Source organism: Azospirillum formosense (assembly GCF_040500525.1).
GTDB classification, from domain to species: Bacteria; Pseudomonadota; Alphaproteobacteria; order Azospirillales; family Azospirillaceae; genus Azospirillum; species Azospirillum formosense_A.
The window spans coordinates 556972-580806 of the sequence record NZ_CP159402.1 but is presented as its reverse complement, the minus strand read 5'-3'; the positions used below and the strand labels follow the sequence as shown (position 1 = coordinate 580806).

Below are 23835 nucleotides of genomic sequence, written 5' to 3'. Positions count from 1 at the left end.
AAAGAACGACAAACCGAAAAACCGCGGTGTCTACGACTTCGGAAGGAAAGAGCAGCAATGGTGACGGAACGCATTCAGGTTGGCGGCTTGCAAGTTGCCACGGAGCTTCACCGCTTCATCGAGAACGAAGCCCTGCCGGGCACCGGCGTAACGCCGGAGCAATTCTGGTCGGGCCTTGACGCGATCCTCCACGATCTGGCCCCGCGCAACCGCGCGCTGCTGGCCAAGCGGGACGCGCTGCAGGCCCAGATCGACGAGTGGTACCGCAGCCGCCGCGGCCAGCCGCTGGACCGCGCCGCCCACACCGAATTCCTCAAGGAGATCGGCTATCTCCTGCCGGAAGGCCCGGACTTCGCCGTGACGACCGAGAACGTCGATCCGGAGATCTCCACGACCGCCGGCCCGCAGCTCGTCGTGCCGGTGATGAACGCCCGCTACGCGCTGAACGCCGCCAACGCCCGCTGGGGCAGCCTGTACGACGCGCTCTACGGCACCGACGCCATCCCCGACACGGACGAGGCGGAGCGCACCGCCGGCTACAACCCGAAGCGCGGCGAGAAGGTCATCGCCTTCGCCCGCGACGTGCTGGACCGCGCCGCCCCGCTGTCCGACGGGTCGCACGCCGACGCCGCCGCCTACACGGTGGACAACGGCCGCCTCGTCGTCGCGCTGAAGGACGGCCGCAGCACGGGGCTGGCCGAGCCGGAGCGTCTGGTCGGCTACAACGGCGCGCCGTCCGCCCCGACCGCCATCCTGCTGGCCGACAACGGCCTGCACATGGAAATCCGCATCGACCGCAGCCACCCGATCGGCAAGACCGACGCGGCGGGGGTCGCCGACCTCGTGCTCGAATCCGCCCTGACCACCATCCAGGACTGCGAGGACTCCGTCGCCGCCGTGGATGCCGAGGACAAGGTGCTGGCCTACCGCAACTGGCTGGGCCTGATGACCGGCACCCTGACCGCCCGCTTCCCCAAGGGCAGCGGCACGGTGGAGCGCCGGCTGAACCCCGACCGCAGCTACACCAGCCGCAACGGCGAGACGATCACCCTGCCCGGCCGCAGCCTGATGCTGATCCGCAACGTCGGCCACCTGATGACCAACAGCGCGGTCCTGCTGAAGGACGGCAGCGAGGCGCCGGAAGGCATCCTCGACGGCATGATCACCTCGCTGATCGCGCTGCACGACATCAAGGGCGCCCGTCTCAACAGCCGCGCCGGCTCGGTCTACATCGTGAAGCCGAAGATGCACGGTCCGGAGGAGGTCGCCTTCGCGGACGAGCTGTTCGCCCGCGTGGAGGACGCGCTGGGCATCGCGCGCAACACGCTGAAGATGGGCATCATGGACGAGGAGCGCCGCACCACGGTAAACCTCAAGGAGTGCATCCGCGCCGCGGCGGCGCGCGTGGTGTTCATCAACACCGGCTTCCTCGACCGCACCGGCGACGAGATGCACACCGCCATGGAAGCCGGCCCGATGATCCGCAAGAACGACATGAAGTCGTCCGCCTGGATCAAGGCCTACGAGGACTGGAACGTGGACACCGGCCTGCTCTGCGGGCTGAAGGGCCACGCCCAGATCGGCAAGGGCATGTGGGCGATGCCCGACCGCATGGCCGACATGCTGGCCGCCAAGGTCGCCCACCCGCAGGCCGGCGCCAACACCGCCTGGGTGCCCTCGCCCACCGCGGCCACGCTGCACGCCCTGCACTACCATCAGGTCAACGTCGCCGCCCGCCAGGAGGAGCTGGCCCGCCGCGAGCGCGCCAGCCTGGACGCCATCCTGACCATCCCGCTGGCCGACCGCCCCAACTGGTCGGAGGAGGAGATCCAGCAGGAGCTGGACAACAACGCCCAGGGCATCCTCGGCTACGTCGTGCGCTGGATCGACCAGGGCGTGGGCTGCTCCAAGGTGCCGGACATCAACAACGTCGGGTTGATGGAGGACCGCGCCACGCTGCGCATCTCCAGCCAGCACATCGCCAACTGGCTGCTCCACGGCATCACCACCGAGGCGCAGGTCATGGAGACGATGAAGCGCATGGCCGCCGTGGTGGACAAGCAGAACGCCGGCGATCCGCTCTACCGCCCGATGGCCGCCGACTTCGATGGCAGCGTCGCCTTCCAGGCCGCCTGCGACCTCGTCTTCAAGGGCCGCGAGCAGCCGAACGGCTACACCGAGCCGGTGCTGCACCGCCGCCGCATCGAGGCCAAGACGAAGGCCGCCGGCTGAGCCGGCCGGCCATCCGGCACGCTTCGCAGGCCCTTTCCCGGAGGCCCTTCCCCGTTCGCGGGGGAGGGCCTTTTTCTTTGCGTGCAACGAAAAACCGGAGACAGGACAGGAAATAAGGGCTCAAAGATGGAAAAATCCGAAGATTAAACCACGAACAAACATCCATGCTTCCAAACACGATTTCCTTGAACGAACATTCAATGGTAAACGTCCAATAACTGCGCACCAGCACCGGACACTCTTTTCAAGAAGCATTCACAACGTCAAACGCATCCCTGGGCTTCGTAATACGATCAATGGTAAACTTGATTTCGTTGATGATTGAATGAATTGTCCCACCGAAGCAGCCGCGACCCTCAGTTAGAACTCGGCACTATATGGAATGGAGCATTGTTATGAATTTCTTGCACGCCATGACCGTCAAACGAAAGGCAACGCTGACCTCCGTGTTCGTTTTTGTCGTCATGGCGATCGCAACGTTCTTTGTCGGGAAAGAAACATCGCTGCAGGAACATCACCTCTCCCACGTCCGCCAGACCGCCGACGCGGTGAGCCGCAAGATCGTGCCGTTGAGCGAGTTGATCGCCAACATCCGGTACGACGTGGCGCAGGTTCAGCAGTGGTTGACCGACGTGTCGGCGACCCGCGGGCTGGATGGTCTGGACGACGGGCCCGCCAAGGCTGAGGACTTCGCGAAGGCCTTCGCCCAGCACGCCGAGAACGCCCATGCCATCGCCCAGGAGCTGGGTCTGGCGGACATGGTGCGCAGCATCGCCGCCACCCGCGACGCCTTTCCGCCCTTCTACGAGCTGGGCCGGCGCATGTCCCGGACCTACATCGAGGACGGCCCGTCGGCGGGGAACGCCATGATGGGGCAGTTCGACGCGGTGGCGGAGAGCATGGGCAAGGAGATGGAGCGGCTCCTGTCCACCATGGAGACGGTCCGCGAGGAGCGTCTGGGCGGCCTCGACGCGGCGGTGGCCGACATCGAGGCCGCCACCGCCACGCTGAGAACCCTGCTGATCGCCACCGCCGCGGCGGCGCTGTTCCTGGTCGCCGCCTCCATCCTCTTCCTGCGCCGGGAGGTGATCGGGCCGATCAACCGGATGCGGCAGACCATGACCGGCATGGCGGCCGGCAATCTGCGGATCGAGGTCGGATTCGAGGGGCGCCGCGACGAGATCGGCCAGATGGCCGATGCCGTGCGCGTCTTCCGCGAAGCCGGCCTTGAGAACGAGCGCCTGCGCGCCGAACAGGAGCGCGCCCGCGAGGCCGGTGAGAAGGAGCGGCGCCAAGCCCTCGCCGCCATGGCCGACACGGTGGAGCGCGAGACCCGCGCCGCCGTTGAGCAGGTGGCCCGGCACGCCGGGCAGATGGCCAGCAACGCCGAGGCGATGACCGCCTCCGCCGGGATGGTCAGCGACAACTCCCAGACCGTCGCCGCAGCGGCGAGCCAGGCGCTGGCCAACGCCCAGACGGTCGCCGCCGCCGCCAACGAACTGTCCGCCTCGATCCAGGAAATCGGCCGGCAGGTGACCGCCTCGGTGTCGGTGACGGGAGACGCCGTCGAGAAGGCCGGCTCCGCCAGCGCGATCATCGCGCATCTGTCGACGGCGGTGGAGCGGATCGGCGCCGTCGCCCGGTTGATCGGCGACATCGCCAGCCAGACCAATCTGCTGGCGCTGAACGCCACCATCGAGGCGGCCCGCGCCGGCGAGGCGGGCAAGGGCTTCGCCGTGGTGGCTCAGGAGGTCAAGAACCTGGCCAGCCAGACCGCCCGCTCCACCGAGGAGATCGCCGCGCTGATCACCGACGTCCAGTCGGTCACCAGGCAGGCGGTGGACCGGGTGGGCGAGGTCGCCGCGAGCATCGACCAGGTGTCCGACATCTCCTCCTCCATCGCCGCGGCGGTCGAGGAGCAGGACGCCGCCACCCGGGAAATCGCCCGCACCGTCAACGAGACCAGCCACGCCGCCCGGGAGGTGTCCAGCCGGATCGCGCTGGTGTCGGAGGAGGCCAACCAGACCGGCGAGCGGGCGGGTGGCATGCGCGCCGTCGCCGACGACGTGGCGCGGAGCATCGACGACCTTCAGAGCGTCCTGGTGCGCGTCGTCCGCACCGCGACCAGCGACGTCGACCGCCGCCGCAAGCCGCGCCTGCGGATCGATTTGCCCTGCACCCTCGATGGCGCCGGCGCCGGCACGGGCCGGGAGGCGCGGATCGTCAACCTGTCGTCCGGCGGCGCGATGATCGTGGACGCGCCCTTGATGGCGGCGGGGAGCCCCGGCACCCTGCACGCCCCCGGCCTGTCCCGCCCCCTGCCCTTCACGGTGAAGTCCTGCGAGCCGGGACGGCTGCACGTGAAGTTCAGCCTGCCGGAGGCTGACCAGCCGGTGCTGGAGCGTGATCTGGCGACCCTGGCGCGCGGACTGGGACCGAACCGCAGCGCGGCCTGAGTCCAACAACCGCCGTCAGGGTTTCCGGCCGCCCCCGCCACGTCGCGGGGGCGGCCCTGCGTCCCGTCGAACCGGGCCGCTCAGGCGGCCCTGATCTTCCCCAGGAAGCCGTGCACCACGCCGCGCAGGCGTTCCGATTCCACGCTCAACTGACCGGAGACCGACAGCACCTCCTGCGCGGAATGGCCAGCCTCCGTGGCGGCCCCGCGCACGCCGGTGATGTTGGACGACACCTCCTTCGTGCCGGTCGCGGCTTGCTGGACATTGCGCGCGATCTCCAGCGTCGCGGCGCTCTGCTCCTCCACCGCGGCCGCGATGTTGGCCGCGATGCCGTCGATCTGGGCGATGATGGTGCCGACCCCCTTGATCACCGTGGCGGTATCGCCGGTGACACGCTGCATCTCGTTCACCTGCAGGGCGATGTCCTCCGTCGCCTTGGCGGTCTGGTTGGCAAGATGCTTCACCTCACCCGCCACCACCGCGAAGCCCTTGCCGGCCTCTCCGGCGCGGGCCGCCTCGATCGTCGCGTTCAAGGCCAGCAGGTTGGTCTGCGCCGCGATGTCCTGGATGAGTTGGACGACCATGCCGATCTTGCCGGCGGCCTCGGTCAAGCCGAGAACCTGATCGTTGGCCCGCTGGGCCGCGCTCACCGCGTCGCGGGCGATCTCGGCGGAGCGGTTGACGCGTTCCCCGATTTCGCGGATGGACCCGGAAAGCTCCTCCGTGGCAGCGGCCACGGTCTGGACGTTGACGTTCGCCTCGTCGGCGGCGCTTGCCACCACCGCCGCCTGCTGGCTGGTCTGCGTGGCCGTGGAGGTCATGGTCTGAGCCGTCACGCCCATGGCCCTTGCCGCGGTATCGACGCCTTCCACCACGCTCATCACGTCGGATTCGAGATCGTCGGCCAGTGTCAGCATGGCGGTGCGACGCTCCGCTTCCGCCTGCCGCTGGTCGGCGGCCCGCTGCGCGATCATGCGCTGAAGATCGGTCAGCATCTTGCGCAGCGCATCGGCCAGGGTACCGATTTCATCCGCCTGCCGAACATCGAGCGCCTGATTGAAGTCGCCGTCGGCGATCCCTTCGGCGAAGCGGACGCAGGCACGGACCGGGCGGGCGATGCGGCCGGCCACCATCCACATCAGACCGACCGCCGCGACGATGACCAGCAGCCCGACGCCCACCTGCCACAGCATGCCGGAATTCGCCCGATCGTTCAGCGCGCCGCCCAGCGCGTTGGCGTCGGCCAGGACGATGTCCTTCGGCACCTGGATCAGCACCGACCAGGGCTTGCCTGTGCGCCCCATGGGGATGGGAGCGAAGGTGCGCAGCAGGCCACTGTCGGTCTGCACGTCGACATGGGCGCTTCCGCCCTGCACGTAGGCGAGATCGTCCCGCCACGCGGTGTCGAAGGAGGAGATCGACTGCCCGATCAGGTTCGGCTTGCCGCTGTGGGCGACGATCAGCCCCATGTTGCTGATGATGACAACCTCGCTTCGCCCGTCGAACACCGCCTTGCTGACCTTCGTGGCCAGTTGCTGAACGAAGTCGAGGTTGAAGTCGGCGCCGGCCACGCCTTGGAATTTGCCGCCGACGACCACGGGAACGGACAGGGTGGCCAGGAAGACCTGTTTGCCCTGCACAACATAGGGAAGCGGGTCGAGAACGCTTTCCTTCCCGGTCTCCTTGGGGCCGATGTACCATCCACCCTTCATGACGCCGTTGGGATGCAGGTCGCGGCTGTCGTATTCGACAAGCGGCTGCATGGCGATTCGACCGTTCTGGTCCCGGTTCCAATAGGGAATGAAGCGCCCCGTCGCGTCGTTTCCAGACTCCCGATGCCCCTTGAAGGCGTCGTCGTCGCCATCCAGCGCGTTGGGCTCCCACGCGGTGTAGGTGCCGTTGAACAGCTCGTTGTTCTGCAGCACGTTGAGCAGAATGCCGTTGATGGCGTCGCGCCGGGTGGCGATCGGGGCGCTCCCCGCGTTCTTGGGATCGACGATGGACGCGAAGCCGTGCGCCATGGTTCGCGCCGTGTTCAAGGCCGTATCGAACTCCGCCCGGATCAGCCCGGCTTGTGAGGAGGCGAGATTGAGCAGGGATTCCTTGGTCTTGCGCTCCAGGATATCGGTGACCTGGGTGTTGACGTAGGTGTTGGTGGTGTTGGCCGACAGAACCCCGAAGCCGACCAGGACACCCACCGTTCCAATCAGGCATAGCCCTGCCAATCCGGCAATCTTTTGTTGAATTGTTCTTATGTTCATTGAGAATTCCGCCTTGCACAGGATGTGTTCAGGCGGGATAATTCCATATAAATTATAATGACATGTTAAATGGATCCTACAATCAATCTCATAGTACTTAAGAATGAGATGAAAAATACTGCAGCTCTGCCCTTCAATTTCCTCAACTTATGGTCTTAAATATTCTTTATCATTACAGAACAAAGGAATCATATACGTATTGAAAGGTTTTAAACTGTCGGATACGCATAATTTTAGAAGTAGGCCGGGCAATTTCATTGCTTCCGCCCTTTGATGAGCATCGTCGCCAACGGAAGAGCAGGCACTTTCCCGGCCCCAACGCTTGTTGGTGGCTCAACACATCCGGAATGCGGGGAGGGGCGCCCTTCGCTCGCCTCAGGCCCCGCGGAGCCGGAAACGGAGCCAGACATGGCGAAGGCCGGAAACCCGTCTGGGTTCCGGCCTTCGAGGATGGTGGGCGCGACAGGGATTGAACCTGTGACCCCTACGATGTCAACGTAGTGCTCTCCCGCTGAGCTACGCGCCCATCCGTGCCGCCGGTCGGTTCGGGGTTCGGCATCCGTCTTGCGTCCCGTCCGGCGTGGGCGTGGGATGTACCATCATCCCTGGGGTCTGGCAAGCCTCGATTTCACTTTTTTGCCGCTCGACGGCGAACCCATCGAATTTTGCCACGGACGGGACGGCCCGCGCCTCCCTCTGTTGGGGCGTGAGCGGGACGGTGCGTGACAGAGCCGTCCAGGTCCACTACATCACATGCCATGGATGCATCCGTCGACGCCGCCACACCGGAGCCGGCCTTCGAGCTTCTGGCCCCGGACGAACAGACCAAGCCGCTGGTGCTGGCCTCGCCGCACAGCGGCAACCGCTATCCCGCCGAGTTCCTGGCGGCGGCCCGGCTCGACCCGCGCGCGTTGCGCAAGTCGGAGGACTGCTTCGTCGACGAGATCTTCTCGGGCGCCCCGGCGCTGGGCATCCCGCTGATCCGCGCGCTGTTCCCCCGCGCCTTCCTGGACGTCAACCGCGAAGCCTACGAGCTGGACCCGGAGATGTTCGCGGACAGCCTGCCGCCCTACGTCAACACGCGCTCGCCGCGCGTCGCGGCCGGGTTGGGCACCATCGCGCGGGTGGTCGCCAACGGCGAGGACATCTACCGCGGCAAGCTGCGCTTTGCCGAAGCGGTCCGCCGGGTGGAGCAATGCTACACCCCCTACCACACGGCCCTGCGACGGCTGGTCGAGGACACGCGCGCCCGCTTCGGCCACGCGGTGCTGATCGACTGCCACTCCATGCCCTCCCCCGGGCTGGGCGACCGCGACAACCGGCGCAGCGACATCGTGCTGGGGGATTGCTTCGGCAATTCCTGCGCCCCCACGGTCATCGAGACGGCGGAGCGGTTCCTGCGCGGCCTGGGCTACACGGTCAGCCGCAACGCGCCCTACGCCGGCGGCTACACCACCCGCCATTACGGGCGCCCCCGCCAAGGCATCCACGCGCTCCAGATCGAGATCAGCCGGGACCTCTACATGGACGAGGCGACGCTGTCGCGCCTGCCCTTCCTGACCGTCCTGACCCGCCACATGCACGAACTGGTCGACAACGTCGCCCATGTGCCTCCCGGCCCCCTTGCGCCGCGCTGAACAGCCCTTCACGCGCCGGACGGCGCACAAAAAAAGGCCGGGGCAAAGGCCCCGGCCCGAGTCTAGGGAGGAAACGCCCAAGAAGTGCGTTACGGCACCGACCGCGTCGCAGACACGACCGATGCCGCACTGCACAATATGATGAAGCCCCGTCCGGGGATCAAGAGGGAAAATGTTTTTTCATGTCATTCAATGGTTTAACCAAAGTTAAGACAAAGCTACGGCGCGGTGCAAACAGCCGATTATGCTGCATTGCACACAGAATCCCGGCCCTGCTCCCGCACAATCTGGGGCTGGCGGCGCGTCCGCCAACCCACCCCGGTCCTTCGACATAACCCATCCGACCGATAGGGAACCAACCCTCCATACGGTCGTTTTGTCCCTGCGCGCCCCGGGGTCCGCCCCGACACGCGCCATTCGGCCGCCCAACCACGCGGCCGTCCGGCACCGGAGAACCACCAACGTGAGCAGACTGGTCGTCGTATCCAACCGCGTCGCCCCCATCGACGAAGGCAAGCAAGCCGCCGGGGGCCTCGCCGTGGCCGTGCTGGCCGCGCTGAAGAAGACCGGAGGCATCTGGTTCGGCTGGAGCGGCACGGTGGTCGAGGAGGAGTCGCAGAGCGAGCCCCGGCGCACCGACGTCGGACGCCTGACCTACGCGACGCTGGACCTCAGCCGCCGCGACTTCGAAGAGTACTACAACGGCTTCGCCAACCAGACCCTGTGGCCGCTGTTCCATTACCGCGTGGGCCTGATCGAGGTCAGCCGCCGCACCCGCGAGGGCTACAAGCGCGTCAACGGCTATTTCGCGGAGAAGCTGGTTCCGCTGCTGCGCCCCGACGACATGGTGTGGGTCCACGACTACCATCTGATCCCTTTCGGGGAGGAATTGCGCCAGCGCGGCTGCACCCAGCGCATGGGCTTCTTCCTGCATACGCCTTTCCCCGCCCCGGAAATCCTGGTGGCGCTGCCGAACCACCGGGAGCTGATCCGCGAGCTGTGCGCCTACGACCTCGTCGGCTTCCACACCCATGTGGATCTGCGCGGCTTCGCCGACTACATCCGGCAGGAGCTGGACGGCGAGGTGGAGGACCGCGGTCCCGAGGGCGGCATGCTGATCCACGCCTTCGGCCGCACGCTGCTGGCCCGCGCCTTCCCCATCAGCATCGACACCGAAAACCTTGTGAGCATCGCCGAGACCGCCGTGCGCTCGCGCCACACCCAGCGGCTGAAGGAAAGCCTCGTCGGCCGGCGTCTGATCATCGGGGTCGACCGGCTGGACTATTCGAAGGGCCTGCCGCAGCGCTTCCAGGCTTTCGAGCAGCTCCTGGCGACCTATCCTGAGCACTGCAACCGAGTCTCCTTCCTTCAGGTGGCCCCACCGAGCCGCGAGGAGGTGCCGGAATACATCGCCATCAAGCGGGAGCTGTCGGAGCTGTCGGGCCGCATCAATGGGCGCTTCGCCGAATTCGACTGGGTGCCCATCCGCTATTTGAACAAGAGCTTCGGCCGGCGTGTGCTGGCCGGCTTCTACCGCACCGCCCATGTCGGTCTGGTCACCCCGCTGCGCGACGGCATGAATCTCGTCGCCAAGGAGTATGTCGCCTGCCAGGACCCCGACGATCCCGGCGTGCTGGTGCTGTCCACCTTCGCCGGCGCGGCGCGGGAACTCGATTCGGCGCTGATCGTCAATCCCTTCGACATCGAGGCGGTGGCCGACGCCCTCCAGCGCGCCCTGACCATGCCCCTGCCCGAGCGCAAGGAGCGCCACGCCGCGATGATGCGCATCCTGCGCAGCCACGACATCGGCTGGTGGCGGGAAAGCTACGTCGATGCCTTGACGCGCGCGCCGTACGGGTGAAACTGAGCGCATGACCATACACCGCACCGCCGCCTCCGGGCCCGTCACCCTGGTCGCCGACATCGGCGCCACCAACGCCCGCTTCGGCCTGATCGACGGCACGGGCATCCACGGTTCGCGCGTGCTGCGCTGCGCCGACTTCCCATCGCTGGAGGCGGCGGCTTTGGCCTATCTCGGCGGCATGGCGCCGGACGCCCGGCCCAGCCGCGGCGCCTTCGCCATCGCCGGCCCGGTGACCGGCGACGCGGTGCTGATGACCAACCGCGGCTGGTCCTTCTCCACGGCCGAGGTGCGCGGCCGGCTGGGGCTGGAGCGGCTGGCCGTCATCAACGACTTCACCGCCGTCGCCCTGTCGGTGCCCCGCCTCACCCCCGCCGATGTTCATCAGGTGGGCGAGGGAGCGCCGGAGCCGGGCCGCGTCGTCGGGGTGATCGGGCCGGGCAGCGGGCTGGGGGTGTCGGGGCTGGTGCCCGGACCCGAGGGCTGGACCGCGCTGGCCGCGGAAGGCGGCCACGTCACCATGGCGCCGGTCAGCGACCGAGAGAGCGCTGTGCTGGCCCAGCTCCGCAAGAGCTTCGACCATGTGTCGGCGGAGCGGGTGCTGTCCGGGCCGGGTCTGGTCAACCTCTATCAGGCGCTGTGCATCCTCGACCACCAGGAGCCGGAGCCCTTTACCCCGGCCCAGGTGTCCGACGCGGCGACCGCCAACACGAACCCGCATTGCGTGGAGGCGGTGGAGATGTTCTGCGCGATGCTCGGCACCGTGGCGGGGAACCTCGCCCTGACGCTGGGCGCGCGCGGCGGCATCTACATCGCGGGCGGCATCGTGCCGAAGCTGGGCACCCTGTTCACCCACTCCCGCTTCCGCAAGCGCTTCATGGAGAAGGGCCGGATGCGCGACTTCCTGGCCCCGATCCCCACCTACGTCATCACCCACGAGCTTCCCGCCTTCCTCGGCCTGGCCGAAGCCGCGGAGCGGGCGTAAAGGCGCTCAGGCCGTCAGGCGCGAGGCGGCCAGTTTCAGGTCGGCCAGGAAGGTCGGCTGCTCGGCGAGCTGGCCGCGCAGGATGTAGCTGGGGTGGAAGGTCGCCACCACCTCCGCCCCCGGCACGAGGCGGCAGGGCTGGACCGTGCCGCGCAACTGCATGATCCCGTTCAGCCCGGTCAGCGCCCACAGCGGCGTGCGGCCGAGCGCGACGATGACGCGGGGGGCAAAGCCCTCCAGCGTCCGCTGCAGATGCTCGATCTCGCCGGAGAACTCCGCCAGCACCCAGTCGGAGGTGCCGAACGGTCCCCAGCGCTCGTCCAGCGCCCGCCCCTCCTTCCTGGCGCGGGTGCGCGAGGCGAAGAAATGGCCGACCTTGTTGCCCGGCGGCTGGTGGCGGAAGACGTTGGCGACGAGGCATTCCGCCCGCTCCACCCCCGCCGCCTTCAGCGTCTCGTCGAGGAGCTGGCCGCTGCGCCCGACGAAGGGCACGCCGCGCCGCGCCTCCTCCGCGCCCGGCGCCTCTCCCACGATGGCGAGGCGTGGCCCGGCGGCGGCCTTCGTGGGCTGCTGGTAATCGGCGAAGGGCAGGTCCGTCATGCGCGCGTCCTTGCTGGTCGTGAGGCTTGCCGCCGGGAGGCTTGTCCTTGGGAGGCTTTGGCCCCAGCATTGTTCGAAACGAGGAGTTCGAACCAACAACACCGGAGGACGCGAGATGGCGACACAACAGGAGCTGGCGGGAAAGAGCTGCGAACCCTGCCGCGGCGGCATTCCCCCGATGGACCGCGCCATGGCGGAAAACTATCTGGTGCAGGTGCCCGGCTGGTCGATCAGGCCGGACCCCGACCGGCTGGAGCGCGACTACCGCTTCGCCAACTTCCGCGAGGCGCAGCACTTCGCGATGCGCGTCGGCGACCTGTGCGAGGCGGAGGGCCACCACGCCGAGATCCTCTACGGCTGGGGCCATTGCACCGTCACCTTCTGGACGCACAAGATCAAGGGCCTGCACGAGAACGACTTCATCATGGCCGCCAAGGTCGAGGGTCTGATGGACGAACCCTACGCCCCGGTGTCGGAATCCATGGGCGACGTCTCCCCCACCGCGCGGCGCGGGTGATTTCGCCCCGTCTCCTCAACTTTTTTCCCTCTCCCCACCGGGGAGAGGGTTAGGGTGAGGGAAACCAGACCGCGAGACAGACAATGCCCACCGCCCAGCCCGCCGTCATCCAATGGGGCCTGTCCAGCTACAGCGGCTGGGGTGTCAACGGGCTGCAACTGGCGCTGAGCTGGACGCGCAGCGGTCGGCTGGTGCCGGTCTGCTCGCTGCCGTTGCGGCTGGAGGACATAGCGCTGTCGCCGCTGGAATGGCGGCGCATGGCCGGCTTCGTCCGCGAGTCCGAGGCGCTCTGCCGGCAGATCGCCCCCCACGCGGGACAGGAGGTCGGGGTGTCGGTGCCGGTGCTGCGCGGGCTCGGCAACAACCTCGTCGGCAGCCGGTCGGTGGAGGGCGTGACCCTGAAGGGCCAGCCCACCGTCGGCGTCTGCTATCTGGAGGACACCGCCATCGACGCCGAGGGATTGGCGCGGGCGGAGCGCTGCGCGGCCATCGTCGCCGGGTCCAGCTTCGTCGAGCGGGTGCTGACCGGTGCCGGCATCGGGCGGGTGCGGACGGTGCTGCAGGGCGTCGACCCCACCCATTTCCACCCGGCGCCCAAGGCCGGCTGGTTCAAGGACCGCTTCGTTGTCTTCTCCGGCGGCAAGCCGGAGTTCCGCAAGGGGCAGGACCTCGCCCTGCTCGGCTTCCGCGCCTTCGCCGAGCGCCATCCCGAGGCGCTGCTGCTGACCGCCTGGCACAACCCCTGGCCGGAGAGCGCCCGCTCCCTGGAGGCCAACCCCGCCGTGGCGCCCGTATGCTTCCACGAGAACGGCGCGTTCGACGGCGCGGGCTGGGCCGCCGCCAACGGGTTGCGCGCCGATCAGGTGATGGACCTGGGCCCGGTGCCCAACGCCGACATGGCCCGCATCCTGCGCGAGGTCGACGTCGGCCTGTTCCCAAACCGCGGCGAGGGCGGCACCAACCTCGTGGCGATGGAATGCATGGCCTGCGGAGTGCCCGCCATCCTGTCGGCCAACACCGGGCACCTCGACCTGATCGGGGCGGACCGCTGCGTGCCGCTGACCCGGCAGGCCGCCATCCGGACCGATTTCGGCACCGACGGCTGGGGCGAGAGCGACGTTGAGGAGATCGTCGCGGCGCTGGAAGGGCTGTGGGCCGACCGCGCCCGCGCCGCGGCCGTCGGGCGGGCCGGCGCCGCCTTCCTGGCCGGTCTGACCTGGGACCGCTACGCGGACGGGGTGGCCGACGTCCTGGAGTCGGTGCTGTAGCGCCTACAGCGCCTTGACCGCCGTCAGAAGCCGCTCCACCTCCGCCTCGTCGTTGTAGTAGTGGGGGGAGGCGCGGACGACCTCGCTCAACCCACGAGCGTCCATGTCGAAGGGCGTCGAGGGCGCGGAGGACACCGACAGGTTGATCCCCTGGCCGCGCAGCGCGGCCTTGATCGCGCGCGGCTCGTGGCCGTCCACCGTGAAGGTGACGATGGCGCAGCGCTCCACCCCGAGATCACGCACCGTCACGCCGGGAAGCGCGTCCAGACCCTGCCGCAGCGCGTCGGCGAGGGCGAAGGCGCGGTCGCGGATCGCCTCCAGCCCCCAGAACAGCGCGTAATCCACCGCCACGCCCAGCCCGAGCCGGGCCGCGGTGTTGCTCTCCCACAGTTCGAAGCGGCGGGCGTCGGGGCGCATGGTGTAGCGGTCCGGACCGGCCAGCGCGCCGCCGCTGTGGTCCAGCGTGTGCGGCTCGATGCGGTCGAGCCAGTCCTTGCGGACGTAGAGGAAGCCGGTGCCCCGCGGCGCGCGCAGGAACTTGCGCCCGGTTGCCGACAGGAAGTCGCAGCCCAGTTCCTCGACGTCCACCGGCATCTGGCCCACCGTCTGGCACGCGTCGAGCAGATAGGGAATGCCGTGCCGCCGGGCCACCCGCCCGATGGCCGCCGCCGGGTTGACCAGCCCGCCGTTGGTCGGGATGTGGGTGATGGCGATCAGCTTGACCGGACCCTTCCCCGGCGCCCCGATCGTCGCCTCCAGCGCCGCGACGGAGGTCTGGCCGGTCTCGTCGCTCGGGATCACCTCGACCACCACGCCGGTGCGCCGGGAGGCTTGCAGAAAGGGGATCAGGTTGGCGGCGTATTCGGCACGCGCCGTCAGGATGCGGTCGCCGGGCCGGAAGCCCTCCCCCGGCAGGGCGGCCAGGGCGTTGAAGGCCATGCCCCAGGCCGCCGTCGCGTTTTCCGCCAGGGCCACCTCGTCGCGCGAACAGGCGAGCAGGCGGGCCACGGAGTCGTAGACGCCTTCCAGCCGGCCGTTGGCGTGCTCGGCCGCCTCGTAGCCGCCGATGGTGGCCTCCAGCGTCAGATGCGCGGTCACGGCGTCCAACACCGGCTGCGGCGGCAGCGCGGCTCCGGCGTTGTTGAAGTGGACGACGTGCCGGGTTCCCGGCGTCTCCGCGCGGGCGCGCGCGATGTCGATGGTCATTGGTCTTCCCCCCGCCCCGGTGTTTCCGGAGGTTGCTTCTCGCCGATGTGCACCGCCAGCCAGACGGTCGGACCGGCGGGATCGGTCCAGGCCACGCGGTGCCGCCGCCGGGCCGGGATCATCGCCCAGTCGCCGCGCCCGAGCGCGCGCTCCGCCTCGCCTTCAAGCTGCAATCGGGCGGCACCCTGGACGATCAGCACGAACTCGTCCCAGTCCTGATCGTACCAGAAGCCGTCGGGGGACGCCTGACCGGTGGACAGGATGCGCTCGATCCGCACCGTCCCGGACGACGACGCCGTTTCCGTCAAGGTCGTGAAAATCTCGTCCGGCCGTGCACCGGACGGCAGGCCCGCCAGCAGGTTGCCGGACGGGACGTTCATCCCCAGAGTTCGGGGGCCGGCGGGCACAGCGTGCCGCCATCGTAATGCAGGGCCGGCGTGCGGTCCTCGGCCAGCAGCAGCGGCCCGTCGAGATCGACGTAGCGCGCGCCCTGGGCCAGCAGCACGGCGGGCGCCATGGCGAGCGAGGTGGCGACCATGCAGCCGACCATGATGTCGAATCCGGACTCCTGCGCCGCCTGCTTCAGCAGCAGCGCCTCGGTCAGGCCGCCGGTCTTGTCCAGCTTGATGTTCACCACCCGGTAGATGCCCTTCAACCGGCTGAGCGAGTCCAGCCCGTGGCAGGATTCGTCGGCGCCCAGCGGCACGGGGCAATCGATGCCGCGCAGCGCCTCGTCCTCGCCGGCGGGCAGCGGCTGCTCGATCAGCTCCACCCCGAGATCGGCCAGAACCGGAGCGAAGCGGCGGAGCATCTCCAGCGTCCAGGCCTCGTTGGCGTCGACGATCAGGCGGGTCGCCGGGGCGGCCGCGCGTACCGCGCGCACGCGGTCGAGGTCGCCCTCCCCGGTCAGCTTCATCTTGAGCAGCGGATGGTCGGCCGCCCGCTCCTTGGCGGAGGCGGCCATCGCCGCGGGCTCGTCCACGCTCAGCGTGTAGCAGGTGGTCAGCTTCTTCGGCGCGTCGGGAAGCCCGGCAAGACGCCACGCCGGTTTGCCGGCCTGTTTGGCCTCCAGGTCCCACAGCGCGCAGTCCAGCGCGTTGCGCGCGGCCCCCGGCGGCAGGAGGGTGCGCAGCCGCTCGCGATCAAGCCCGTCCGCCACCGCCCCGGCCAGGGATTCCAGCGTCTTGACCGTCTCGTCCAGCGATTCCCCGTAGCGGGCGTAGGGCACGCACTCCCCCCGGCCCCGCTTGCAGGATTCGACCACCTCGGCGACCACGACCTCGGCCTCGGTCTTGGCGCCGCGCGATATGCGGAAGGTCCCCGCGATGGGAAAGGTATCGCGGCGGACATAGAGACGGCGGGCGGTGGACGACATGCAACTCTCCAGCAACGCGGCGGACCCGAAGTGTAAGCAAACCCGCCGCGATGACCAGAGCAGGGTGGGAATGCCAGCCTTACCCGTGAAGCCCGGCCCCGTTCATTGCCCCCCGTCCAGCCATACCGACGGTTGCCGGGCCGGCCGCCTGCTGCTGGCGCGGGTCGGCGTCCTGCACGATCACCCCGTACCAGCCCAGTCCCTTGTAGGTCTCGTAACCGGGCGTCAGAGCGTAGCCGTAGGTCCGCCCGGCGGCGTCCGAGTAATGCCCCATGCTCTCCCCGCTGCGGCGGAGCTGGACGGTCTCGCTGAGGATGCCCCGCCCGTCGGAGGAGGCGATCACCCGGTGCCGGGCGTCGAGCAGAAGGCAGCGCGAACGGGAGCGTTCCTCGTCCTCCAGCCGCACGCCCTGGACAACCGCGGCGGCCTGCGGCTCCCAGTCGAAGAAGATGCCCAGCACGCCGATGGGATCGCCGTCCGCCTCGCCGCCGCGCCGGATCGCGGTGGCGTAGGTGGCGACCACCCGGTCCTCCAGACGGCCGTTGCGCGCCACGTCGCCCACCGTGAACTCGCCGCCGTTGCGCGTGGCCAGCGCCTGGCGGAACCACCCCTCGTCCCCCACGCGGGCGCCCTGGGCGCCGGGGTAGCGGCCGGGACGGCCGGTGGCGATCACCTCGCCCTTCAGGTCGGCGATCCACAGGTCGAGATAGACGGTGTAGGATTCCAGGATGACGCCCAGCCGGTGCGAGGCGTGCTGGCGGTTCACCTCCGTCGGGTCGGCGGCGCAGTCCACCACCGCGCTGTCGGTCGCCCACCAGCGCACGTCGCAGGACCGCTCGTACAGGTTCCGGTCGATGATCTCGATCATGTTCAGCGACAGGTCGGCCAGACGCCGCCCGTGCATCTCCTGCACCATGGCGCTGCCCGTGGTGGTCAGGTGATCGACGCGGGAGACGATCTCCGACCGCAGCTCCTTGGTGATGGTGTTCACCTGCTTGGAAATCTCGGAGACTTCGTTCGCGACCACCGCGAAGCCCCGCCCCGCGTCGCCCGCCCGTGACGCCTCGATCAGGGCGTTCATCGCCAGCATCTTGGTGCGGCGGGTGATGTCTTCGATCAAAGACACCTTCCGGGAGGCGACATCCAGGACGCCCCGGGAAAGCTCGAACAGTTCGTTTCCGGCCACACTCATCCCGAACACCTCTGTGAGTTTGGGTGGGATATCTTTTTTAGACGTCCAACCATCAAACGCTGTGCCAACCGCCCGCCCAAAACCATCAGGACGCGCAAAGCCTTGCAAAGCCTGCGTTTTCACGCAAACTCCCGGGGCTGGCCTCAACGTTTTTGGGATGTCAGTTTCGAAATTGTGATGAATTCGGCGTCATAATGGAGTCCGAACAATCACACGCGGAAGCGGTCCCGCCGCACCGCACCCGGCGCACCGCGTGCGCCGCAACAAAAGCACCGGTTTCTCCTAAAAAATGAGGCAAAAGGTCGCATGGACCCATTGCACCGCCCAGACACTGCTTAGCACGCAAGCAAATGCCGGGCGGCTAATCAATGCACACCTAATAAGCGAATACAGCTTTTTGGACAAATAATGGGATATTGCACAAAAACGCGTCACGCGACCTTGTGCATCTCGTCCAGGAACAGTTGCACCTCGCGGGTCAGTCGGTCTGCCTGGACGCTCATCCGCTCCGACGCGGCGAAAACCTCGTGGGCGGTGCCGCTGGTCCGTTCGGCGGCGGTGGTGACGTCCTGGATGTCCTCGGTGACGGCGCGGGTTCCGGCCGCGGCCTGATCCATGTTGCTGACGATCGAGCGGATCGCCGAGCCCTGCTGCCCGATGCCCGCGGCGATGCCGCCGGCGATCTGGTTGATGTCCTGGATGGTGTGGCCGATGCCGACGATGGAGGCGACCGCCACGTCGGTGGAGGACTGGATGCCGGCGATCTGCCCGGCGATGTCGCCCGTGGCCTTGGCGGTCTGGTCGGCCAGCCGCTTGACCTCCTGCGCCACCACGGCGAAGCCCTTGCCGGCCTCCCCCGCGCGGGCGGCCTCGATGGTCGCGTTCAGCGCCAGCAGGTTGGTCTGGCTGGCGATGTCGTTGATCAGGGTGACCACCTCGCCCACCGTCTTGGCGGCGCCCGACAGTTCGGCGATCAGGGCGTTGGAGCGTTCGGCCTCGCCCGCGGCGTTGGCGGCGACCTTGGCGACCTCCTCCACCTGCCGGGCGATCTCGCGGATGGACGCCGACAGCTCCTCCGTCGCGGCCGCCACACTGCCGACCGACGAGCCGGTCTGCGACGCGGCGGCGGCCACCGAGGAGGCCTTGCCGGTGGCGGTTTGGGCGTCGCTCTCCATGGTGCGGGCCGACATCTCCAGCTGGTGGGCGGTGCCGGACACCTGCTCGCACACCGCGCGGATCTGCGTCTCGAAGCGGTCGGTCACCCCGGCGAAGCCCTTCACCTTGGTGGCGATGGCGTCGGTCGCGGTGTTGATGGTGCGCGACGCGTGCAGGAAATTCCCCTGCATGCCCTTCAGCACGATCCGCCGGAAATACTTGTTGGCCGACACATAGCTCATCGAGGCGGTGGCCTCGCGGATGAAGGCGTCGGTGCGGTCGATCGAGTCGTTCAGGGCGTGCATCAGCTCGCCGAGGTCGCCCCTCTCCCGGACATTGACGACCCGCGCCTCGAAATCGCCGCGCGACACCGCTTGGCAGACGGCCACCGCCTGCCCCACCGCGGCGCGGGCGCGCACCATGCACAGCATGACGCCGACCAGCGCGGCCAGCGCCGCGGCCCCGATCGCGAGGCGCAGCGGGGCGCCGCCGATGTTCAGCGAATCGGTCACCAACAGCGCTGCGACGAGCAGCGCGGCGACCGCCCCCAGCCCGAACGCCTTAGAGAGAGAAGACGAATTCGTCATACCCGATCCCCTTCTCCGTCAGCAGCCCGACAACGGTGGCGAAGGCCTCGTTCATGCCCTGCTTGCGGTCTTCGTGGCGGTTTTCAATGTCCAGGAGCGTGCGGTAGAGCGGCACCACCTTGTCGATGGCGCCGCGGTCCGGCACCCGGCGCGACGAGTGGTAGCCGACAAGCCGGCCGTTGACGTCGTAGCTGGGGGTGACGTGGGCGAAGACCCAGTAATGGTCGCCGTTGCGCGCCCGGTTCACGACGTAGGCGAAGATCTCCTGCCCGGCCCCCAGCGTGTCCCACAGCAGCTTGAACACGCAGCGCGGCATGTCCGGATGGCGGACAATGGAGTGCGGCGCGCCCATCAGCTCCGCCTCGCTGTAGCCGGCGACGCGCTGGAACACCCGGTTGGCGTAGGTGATCCGCCCTTTCAGGTCGGTCTTGGAAACGATCACCTCGTCGGCGTCGAAGAACCGCTCGACCCCGGTCAGCGTCCGGTCGCGGGGGCCGGGGCTGAGAACGTCGCTGTGTGCCATCTGCCTGCGGTCGCAGGGCCGGAGCCCGGCGCCCCCTTATTGGTTCGCGTTCGATTACAGGGCGGACATCTCCCCATCCGCGCGTTCCCGTCGGGCCCTGGCGGACGCCGCAAAGTAAAGACCCGACGGGTTATACAAAAGATTAAATTTATTGCCGCGCGGAAATATGATTCAGCTCAACCGCTGTCCGAACGCACCATCGGCGCGCCCCGCTCACTCCGGCGGGTAGGGAACAGTCAGCAGCCGGCCGATGGGCGGGTTCTCGACGATGGCCGTCATACCGTCCGGCCAGCGCACCTCCAGCCGCTCCACCGCGCGGGCGCTGCCCAGCCCGAAATGGGCCACCGGCTCCATCTGGCAGAGATAGCCCGAGCCGGCGCAGACGGACCGCACCTGCCGCCGCCCGTTGGCCATGCAGGTGACCACGGCGCCGCGCGCCGGCGCGCCGTAGGGGGTCAGCGGCAGCACGCGCAGCCACCCGTTGTGGTTCGCCGCCGTGCGGTACAGCGACAAGGGCTGCGGCGATCCGCCGCCATGCCCGCCGCCATGCCCGCCGCCCACCCCGTTGCCATGGGCGATCAGCAGTTCCAGCCGGCCGTCGCCGTCGATGTCGGCCACCGCCGCCCCGGTGCCCAGCCCCTTGGGCTCCGCCGCGTCGCCGAGGTCGATGGCCTGCCAGCGGTCGTCGCGCCACGCGAACAGGCGGTTGGGCTCGCCGTGCAGGTTGAAGAACAGCTCCTCGTAGCCGTCGTTGTCGAAATCGGCGGCAATCACGCTGGACACCCGCCCCGGAAAGGACATCTCGGGATCGGCCTCGTCCACGAAGCCGCCGCCGGAGCGCTGGACGAACAGGCGCTGCGGCCCCTCCCAGGCGCCGACCAGCAGCCCGAAGCCGCCATAGCCCGGCCCGTCCACCGCGGTCACCGCCCGCCCGGCGAAGCGCGAATCGGCGACGCCGCGCTCCTCGGCGATCTCTTCGTAGGTTCCGTCGCCCAGGTTGCGGAACAGGAAGTTCGGCCCGCCCTCGTTGCAGGCGAACAGGTCCACCCGGTCGGACAGGAACGGCAGGGCGAGCAGCCCGCGCCCGGCGCCGATCAGGTCGATGCCCGCCTCCTCCGCCGCGTCCTCCAGCCGCCCGCGCCGGCTCAGCTCGAACAGGCGGAAGGGGCCGCCGTCCGCCGCCACGACAAAGCCGTAACGGCCATGGCCGTGCCGGTCCATGGCGATCACCGACCGCCCGGCGACGCGGTTCGCCATGCCGGCGTTCTCCGGCTGGGCCAGCAGGTCGAGCCAGTGCTTACCGAAGCAGGCGAACAGCCGGTCGCCCATCTCCTTTGGCCCGCTCGCCCGGTCGGAGTTCAGGACATACAGTTCCTCCCGCCCGTCGCCGTCCACGTCGGCGGCGGCGATGGCCACCGCGCAGCCCGAGGGGTCGGCCAGCAGCGGCCCGGCGACGTCCACCAGCCGGGAGCCGTCCCATTTGAGGATGAGGTTGTTGGTCGCGTAGCCCGTGACCATCAGCTCGAATGCCCCATCACCGTCGACGTCGGTCACGGTGATGCCGTTGGACAGGCGCGGCTGGTTGCCGTCGATCAGCCGCGAGCATTCGAAGAACATCGGGCGCCACTCCCTCACTGCCGCGACGACGCCCGGGGAGGGTTTGGCCCGCGAGGGCCGGTCCCTGACGGGCTCTCATCCGTTGATACCTCTTCGAACGGCGGAGGTAAACCCGCACGGAAGTCCAGCCCGTCGTGGGGCTGCGGCCTATGACCGCGCGGCGGACCTCGCGGAAGGCATGAAAAATCCCGCCGCAGCGGGCCGGCTGCGGCGGGATCGGTTCATGGAGCGCAAGGACGCTCAGCGGCGCTTCTTGACGCCGCCGTTGGTCAGGGAGCCGCCGGCGGCCAGCTTGACCGCATCGGACTCGTCGCCGTCCTTGGCCGCCGGCCGGTTGCCGGCGACCGCCAGCTTGGCGCTTTCCTTCAGCGCCTTGGCGGCGGCCTCGCGGGCCGGCAGCTCGATGTTCAGCTCCAGCGTCGAGCAGTCGCCGCCGCGGTCCAGCTTCACCTCGACCTTGTTCTGGTCGATGTCGATGTACTTGGCGATGACCGCCAGCAGCTCCTGCTGGAGCATCGGCAGATAGTCCGGCCCCGTCCGCCCGGCGCGCTCGTGCGCCATGACGATCTGGAGACGTTCCTTGGCCTGGACCGCCGACGCGCGCGGGGCGGACCGGAAAAAGCTGAAGATGCTCATGCGGACCTCCGGAGGAGGCGGCTGAACAGGCCCTTCTTCTGCGGCGTGACGAAGCGGTGCTCGACGTCCTCGCCCAGGAAGCGGGAGACCGCGTCCAGATAGGCCTGGCCGGCGTTGGACGCCTCGTCGAGGATGACCGGCATGCCGACGTTGGAGGCGCGCAGCACGGCCTGGCTCTCCGGGATCACGCCGAGCAGCGGGATCGCCAGGATCTCCAGAACGTCGTCGACCTTCAGCATCTCGCCGCGCTCCACCCGCTCCGGGTCGTAGCGGGTGAGGAGAAGCTGCTGCGTCACCGGCTCCAGACCCTGCTCCGCCCGGCGCGAGCGCGAGGCCAGCACGCCGAGGATGCGGTCGCTGTCGCGGACCGAGGAGACTTCCGGGTTGGTCACGATCACCGCGTGGTCGGCGAAGTACAGCGCCATCAGCGCGCCCCGCTCGATGCCCGCCGGGCTGTCGCAGACGATGTAGTCGAAGTCCTTGGACAGCTCGTTCAGGACCTTTTCCACGCCTTCGCGGGTCAGGGCGTCCTTGTCGCGGGTCTGCGAGGTCGGCAGGATCGACAGGTTGTCGATGCGCTTGTCCTTGATCAGCGCCTGGCTCAGCTTCGCTTCGCCGTTGATGACGTTGATGAAGTCGAACACCACGCGCCGCTCGCAGCCCATGATGAGGTCGAGGTTGCGCAGCCCGACGTCGAAATCGATGACGACCGTCTTGAAGCCGCGCAAGGCGAGTCCGGTCGCGAAAGCGGCGGAGGAGGTCGTCTTGCCGACGCCGCCCTTGCCGGAAGTCATGACGATGATCTTGCCCAACGGAGCTTCTCCCACGTTCCTAAATGTTGCCGCCAAGGTCCGGTTACCGGGTTACGCAGATCAGGGCCTGTGCCGGGCACGCTTTGCGTGACACCGTCCTCGCACAGAGGGCCGTTCGACCGAAAGCGCTCAAAAGCGTCATCACTGGGGCTCCATGTGAAGATAGCCGTCGCGCAGGAAGATCTGCACCGGCTTCTTCAGCACGTCGTTCCCGAAATCCTCGCTGACGCGGTACAGCCCGGCCACCGAGACGACCTCGGCCTCCAGGCTGTGGCAGAAGATGCGCGCGTTGGTGTCGCCGGACACGCCGGCCAGCGCCCGGCCGCGCAGCGCGCCGTAGACGTGGATGTTGCCGTCGGCCACCACCTCCGCGCCGGGGGACACGGGGGCGGTGATCACCAGGTCCGTCTTCTCCGCGTAGATCTGCTGGCCGGAGCGCACCGGCTCGGTCACCAGCAGCGCCGGACGGTAGACCGGCTCGGGCGGCGGGGCCGGGATCGCGGCGGCGCCGGCCTGCGGGTCGGCGGCGGGTGCGGCGGACTCCAGCTTGGCGGCGCGCCCGGCGGGCATCGGGGTCAGCCCGGCGGCGAGCGCCCCCTCGTGGACCGCGCGCGGCCCGCCGCGGAAGCCGACCGGCAGCAGGTACAGCGCGCGCAGGTTGGTCACTAGGGCGGCGATGTCGAAGCGCGGGGTGTCCTCCGTCAGCTCCTCGAAGTCGAGAACGACGGGGGCGTTGCGGAAGAAATTGGGCGCCTGCCGGACCTTGACGGCGAGCTGCGTGAAGAAGTCCGGCGACGCCGGATCATTCACCTTCAGCACCATCATGGTGAAGGAATTGCCCCGCAACTGGAACGGACCGTCCCGATCGGCACCCTGCCTGGCGCTGCTCACCGCTGCCATCCTGCTTGTGTTCCT

18 protein-coding genes, 1 tRNA gene and 1 pseudogene are annotated in these 23835 nt (G+C 68.5%); 7 read left to right on the top strand and 13 right to left on the bottom strand.

Translation table 11 applies throughout. The features are described 5' to 3' along the window. Positions 1 to 60: 60 nt before the first annotated feature. Positions 61 to 2232, top strand: coding sequence for a malate synthase G (locus tag ABVN73_RS02740; protein WP_353859450.1), 2172 nt, complete (start codon positions 61 to 63; stop codon positions 2230 to 2232). A 464-nt stretch (positions 2233 to 2696) separates the two neighbouring features. Next, positions 2697 to 4688: a methyl-accepting chemotaxis protein gene (locus ABVN73_RS02735; protein WP_353858824.1), complete on the top strand. Its 1992-nt coding sequence runs from the start codon at positions 2697 to 2699 to the stop codon at positions 4686 to 4688. An 80-nt stretch (positions 4689 to 4768) separates the two neighbouring features. Here ABVN73_RS02735 and ABVN73_RS02730 read toward each other — a convergent pair whose 3' ends face one another. Then, entirely contained in the window at positions 4769 to 6886 is a 2118-nt protein-coding gene (locus ABVN73_RS02730; protein ID WP_353858823.1) for a methyl-accepting chemotaxis protein, read from the bottom strand. A gap of 514 nt (positions 6887 to 7400) precedes the next feature. Further along, positions 7401 to 7475: transfer RNA gene (locus ABVN73_RS02725), tRNA-Val, on the bottom strand. Positions 7476 to 7707: 232 nt separating this feature from the next. Here ABVN73_RS02725 and ABVN73_RS02720 point away from each other — a divergent pair. The 3 genes from ABVN73_RS02720 to glk all read left to right on the top strand — a co-directional run bounded on the left by ABVN73_RS02720 (position 7708) and on the right by glk (position 11432). Next, on the top strand, positions 7708 to 8586 hold the full coding sequence (locus tag ABVN73_RS02720; protein ID WP_353858822.1) for an N-formylglutamate amidohydrolase: 879 nt from the start codon (positions 7708 to 7710) through the stop codon (positions 8584 to 8586). A gap of 463 nt (positions 8587 to 9049) precedes the next feature. After that, a complete protein-coding gene (otsA, locus tag ABVN73_RS02715; RefSeq protein ID WP_353858821.1) occupies positions 9050 to 10447 on the top strand; it encodes an alpha,alpha-trehalose-phosphate synthase (UDP-forming) in 1398 nt (465 codons plus the stop codon). Positions 10448 to 10457: 10 nt separating this feature from the next. Then, entirely contained in the window at positions 10458 to 11432 is a 975-nt protein-coding gene (glk, locus tag ABVN73_RS02710) for a glucokinase (protein ID WP_353858820.1), read from the top strand. Between the two features lie 6 nt (positions 11433 to 11438). On the opposite strand, the gene ABVN73_RS02705 is transcribed toward glk, so the two are convergent. Beyond that, positions 11439 to 12032: a uracil-DNA glycosylase gene (locus ABVN73_RS02705; RefSeq protein ID WP_353858819.1), complete on the bottom strand. Its 594-nt coding sequence runs from the start codon at positions 12030 to 12032 to the stop codon at positions 11439 to 11441. Positions 12033 to 12147: 115 nt separating this feature from the next. Between ABVN73_RS02705 and ABVN73_RS02700 the strand changes: the two genes are divergently transcribed. Together ABVN73_RS02700 and ABVN73_RS02695 are read left to right on the top strand one after the other, a co-directional pair. Continuing rightward, the gene (locus ABVN73_RS02700; RefSeq protein WP_353858818.1) at positions 12148 to 12549 is read left to right on the top strand and encodes a 4a-hydroxytetrahydrobiopterin dehydratase; all 402 of its coding nucleotides are present in this window, start codon (positions 12148 to 12150) and stop codon (positions 12547 to 12549) included. An 83-nt stretch (positions 12550 to 12632) separates the two neighbouring features. Continuing rightward, positions 12633 to 13817 (top strand): glycosyltransferase family 4 protein, encoded by a 1185-nt coding sequence (locus tag ABVN73_RS02695; RefSeq protein WP_353858817.1) that lies wholly within the window; start codon positions 12633 to 12635, stop codon positions 13815 to 13817. A gap of 3 nt (positions 13818 to 13820) precedes the next feature. Here ABVN73_RS02695 and ABVN73_RS02690 read toward each other — a convergent pair whose 3' ends face one another. The 10 genes and pseudogenes from ABVN73_RS02690 to minC all read right to left on the bottom strand — a co-directional run bounded on the left by ABVN73_RS02690 (position 13821) and on the right by minC (position 23820). Next, entirely contained in the window at positions 13821 to 15023 is a 1203-nt protein-coding gene (locus ABVN73_RS02690) for an aminotransferase class V-fold PLP-dependent enzyme (protein ID WP_353858816.1), read from the bottom strand. Further along, on the bottom strand, positions 15020 to 15403 hold the full coding sequence (locus tag ABVN73_RS02685; protein WP_353858815.1) for a cupin domain-containing protein: 384 nt from the start codon (positions 15401 to 15403) through the stop codon (positions 15020 to 15022). The genes ABVN73_RS02690 and ABVN73_RS02685 overlap by 4 nt, the downstream gene beginning before the upstream one ends. Then, entirely contained in the window at positions 15400 to 16398 is a 999-nt protein-coding gene (gene dgcA / locus ABVN73_RS02680; protein WP_353858814.1) for an N-acetyl-D-Glu racemase DgcA, read from the bottom strand. Before dgcA ends, ABVN73_RS02685 begins: the two co-directional genes overlap by 4 nt. A 79-nt stretch (positions 16399 to 16477) precedes the next feature. Continuing rightward, the gene (locus tag ABVN73_RS02675) at positions 16478 to 17590 is read right to left on the bottom strand and encodes a methyl-accepting chemotaxis protein (RefSeq protein WP_353858813.1); all 1113 of its coding nucleotides are present in this window, start codon (positions 17588 to 17590) and stop codon (positions 16478 to 16480) included. A 431-nt stretch (positions 17591 to 18021) separates the two neighbouring features. Beyond that, complete coding sequence (locus tag ABVN73_RS02670; protein WP_353858812.1) at positions 18022 to 19332, bottom strand: methyl-accepting chemotaxis protein; 1311 nt, start codon at positions 19330 to 19332, stop codon at positions 18022 to 18024. Next, the gene (locus ABVN73_RS02665; protein WP_014239742.1) at positions 19307 to 19855 is read right to left on the bottom strand and encodes a PAS domain-containing protein; all 549 of its coding nucleotides are present in this window, start codon (positions 19853 to 19855) and stop codon (positions 19307 to 19309) included. Before ABVN73_RS02665 ends, ABVN73_RS02670 begins: the two co-directional genes overlap by 26 nt. 213 nt (positions 19856 to 20068) lie before the next feature. Beyond that, a complete protein-coding gene (locus ABVN73_RS02660; protein ID WP_353858811.1) occupies positions 20069 to 21472 on the bottom strand; it encodes a CRTAC1 family protein in 1404 nt (467 codons plus the stop codon). Between the two features lie 387 nt (positions 21473 to 21859). Further along, positions 21860 to 22108: pseudogene (gene minE, locus ABVN73_RS02655) on the bottom strand (cell division topological specificity factor MinE); the annotation flags it as partial. After that, on the bottom strand, positions 22105 to 22920 hold the full coding sequence (gene minD, locus ABVN73_RS02650) for a septum site-determining protein MinD (RefSeq protein WP_109068620.1): 816 nt from the start codon (positions 22918 to 22920) through the stop codon (positions 22105 to 22107). The gene minD and the pseudogene minE, both read right to left, overlap by 4 nt. 141 nt (positions 22921 to 23061) lie before the next feature. Next, positions 23062 to 23820, bottom strand: a complete 759-nt coding sequence (gene minC, locus ABVN73_RS02645; RefSeq protein WP_353858810.1) for a septum site-determining protein MinC — start codon at positions 23818 to 23820, stop codon at positions 23062 to 23064. Between the last annotated feature and the right edge of the window lie 15 nt (positions 23821 to 23835).

Coding starts and splice junctions, on each gene's coding strand:
- ABVN73_RS02735 (WP_353858824.1), top strand. CDS start 2,697: ATGGCGATCGCAACGTTCTTTGTCGGGAAAGAAACATCGCTGCAGGAA.
- ABVN73_RS02720 (WP_353858822.1), top strand. CDS start 7,708: ATGGATGCATCCGTCGACGCCGCCACACCGGAGCCGGCCTTCGAGCTT.
- glk (WP_353858820.1), top strand. CDS start 10,458: ATGACCATACACCGCACCGCCGCCTCCGGGCCCGTCACCCTGGTCGCC.
- ABVN73_RS02705 (WP_353858819.1), bottom strand. CDS start 12,032: ATGACGGACCTGCCCTTCGCCGATTACCAGCAGCCCACGAAGGCCGCC.
- ABVN73_RS02700 (WP_353858818.1), top strand. CDS start 12,148: ATGGCGACACAACAGGAGCTGGCGGGAAAGAGCTGCGAACCCTGCCGC.
- ABVN73_RS02695 (WP_353858817.1), top strand. CDS start 12,633: ATGCCCACCGCCCAGCCCGCCGTCATCCAATGGGGCCTGTCCAGCTAC.
- ABVN73_RS02690 (WP_353858816.1), bottom strand. CDS start 15,023: ATGACCATCGACATCGCGCGCGCCCGCGCGGAGACGCCGGGAACCCGG.
- ABVN73_RS02685 (WP_353858815.1), bottom strand. CDS start 15,403: ATGAACGTCCCGTCCGGCAACCTGCTGGCGGGCCTGCCGTCCGGTGCA.
- dgcA (WP_353858814.1), bottom strand. CDS start 16,398: ATGTCGTCCACCGCCCGCCGTCTCTATGTCCGCCGCGATACCTTTCCC.
- ABVN73_RS02675 (WP_353858813.1), bottom strand. CDS start 17,590: ATGAGTGTGGCCGGAAACGAACTGTTCGAGCTTTCCCGGGGCGTCCTG.
- ABVN73_RS02670 (WP_353858812.1), bottom strand. CDS start 19,332: ATGACGAATTCGTCTTCTCTCTCTAAGGCGTTCGGGCTGGGGGCGGTC.
- ABVN73_RS02665 (WP_014239742.1), bottom strand. CDS start 19,855: ATGGCACACAGCGACGTTCTCAGCCCCGGCCCCCGCGACCGGACGCTG.
- ABVN73_RS02660 (WP_353858811.1), bottom strand. CDS start 21,472: ATGTTCTTCGAATGCTCGCGGCTGATCGACGGCAACCAGCCGCGCCTG.
- minC (WP_353858810.1), bottom strand. CDS start 23,820: ATGGCAGCGGTGAGCAGCGCCAGGCAGGGTGCCGATCGGGACGGTCCG.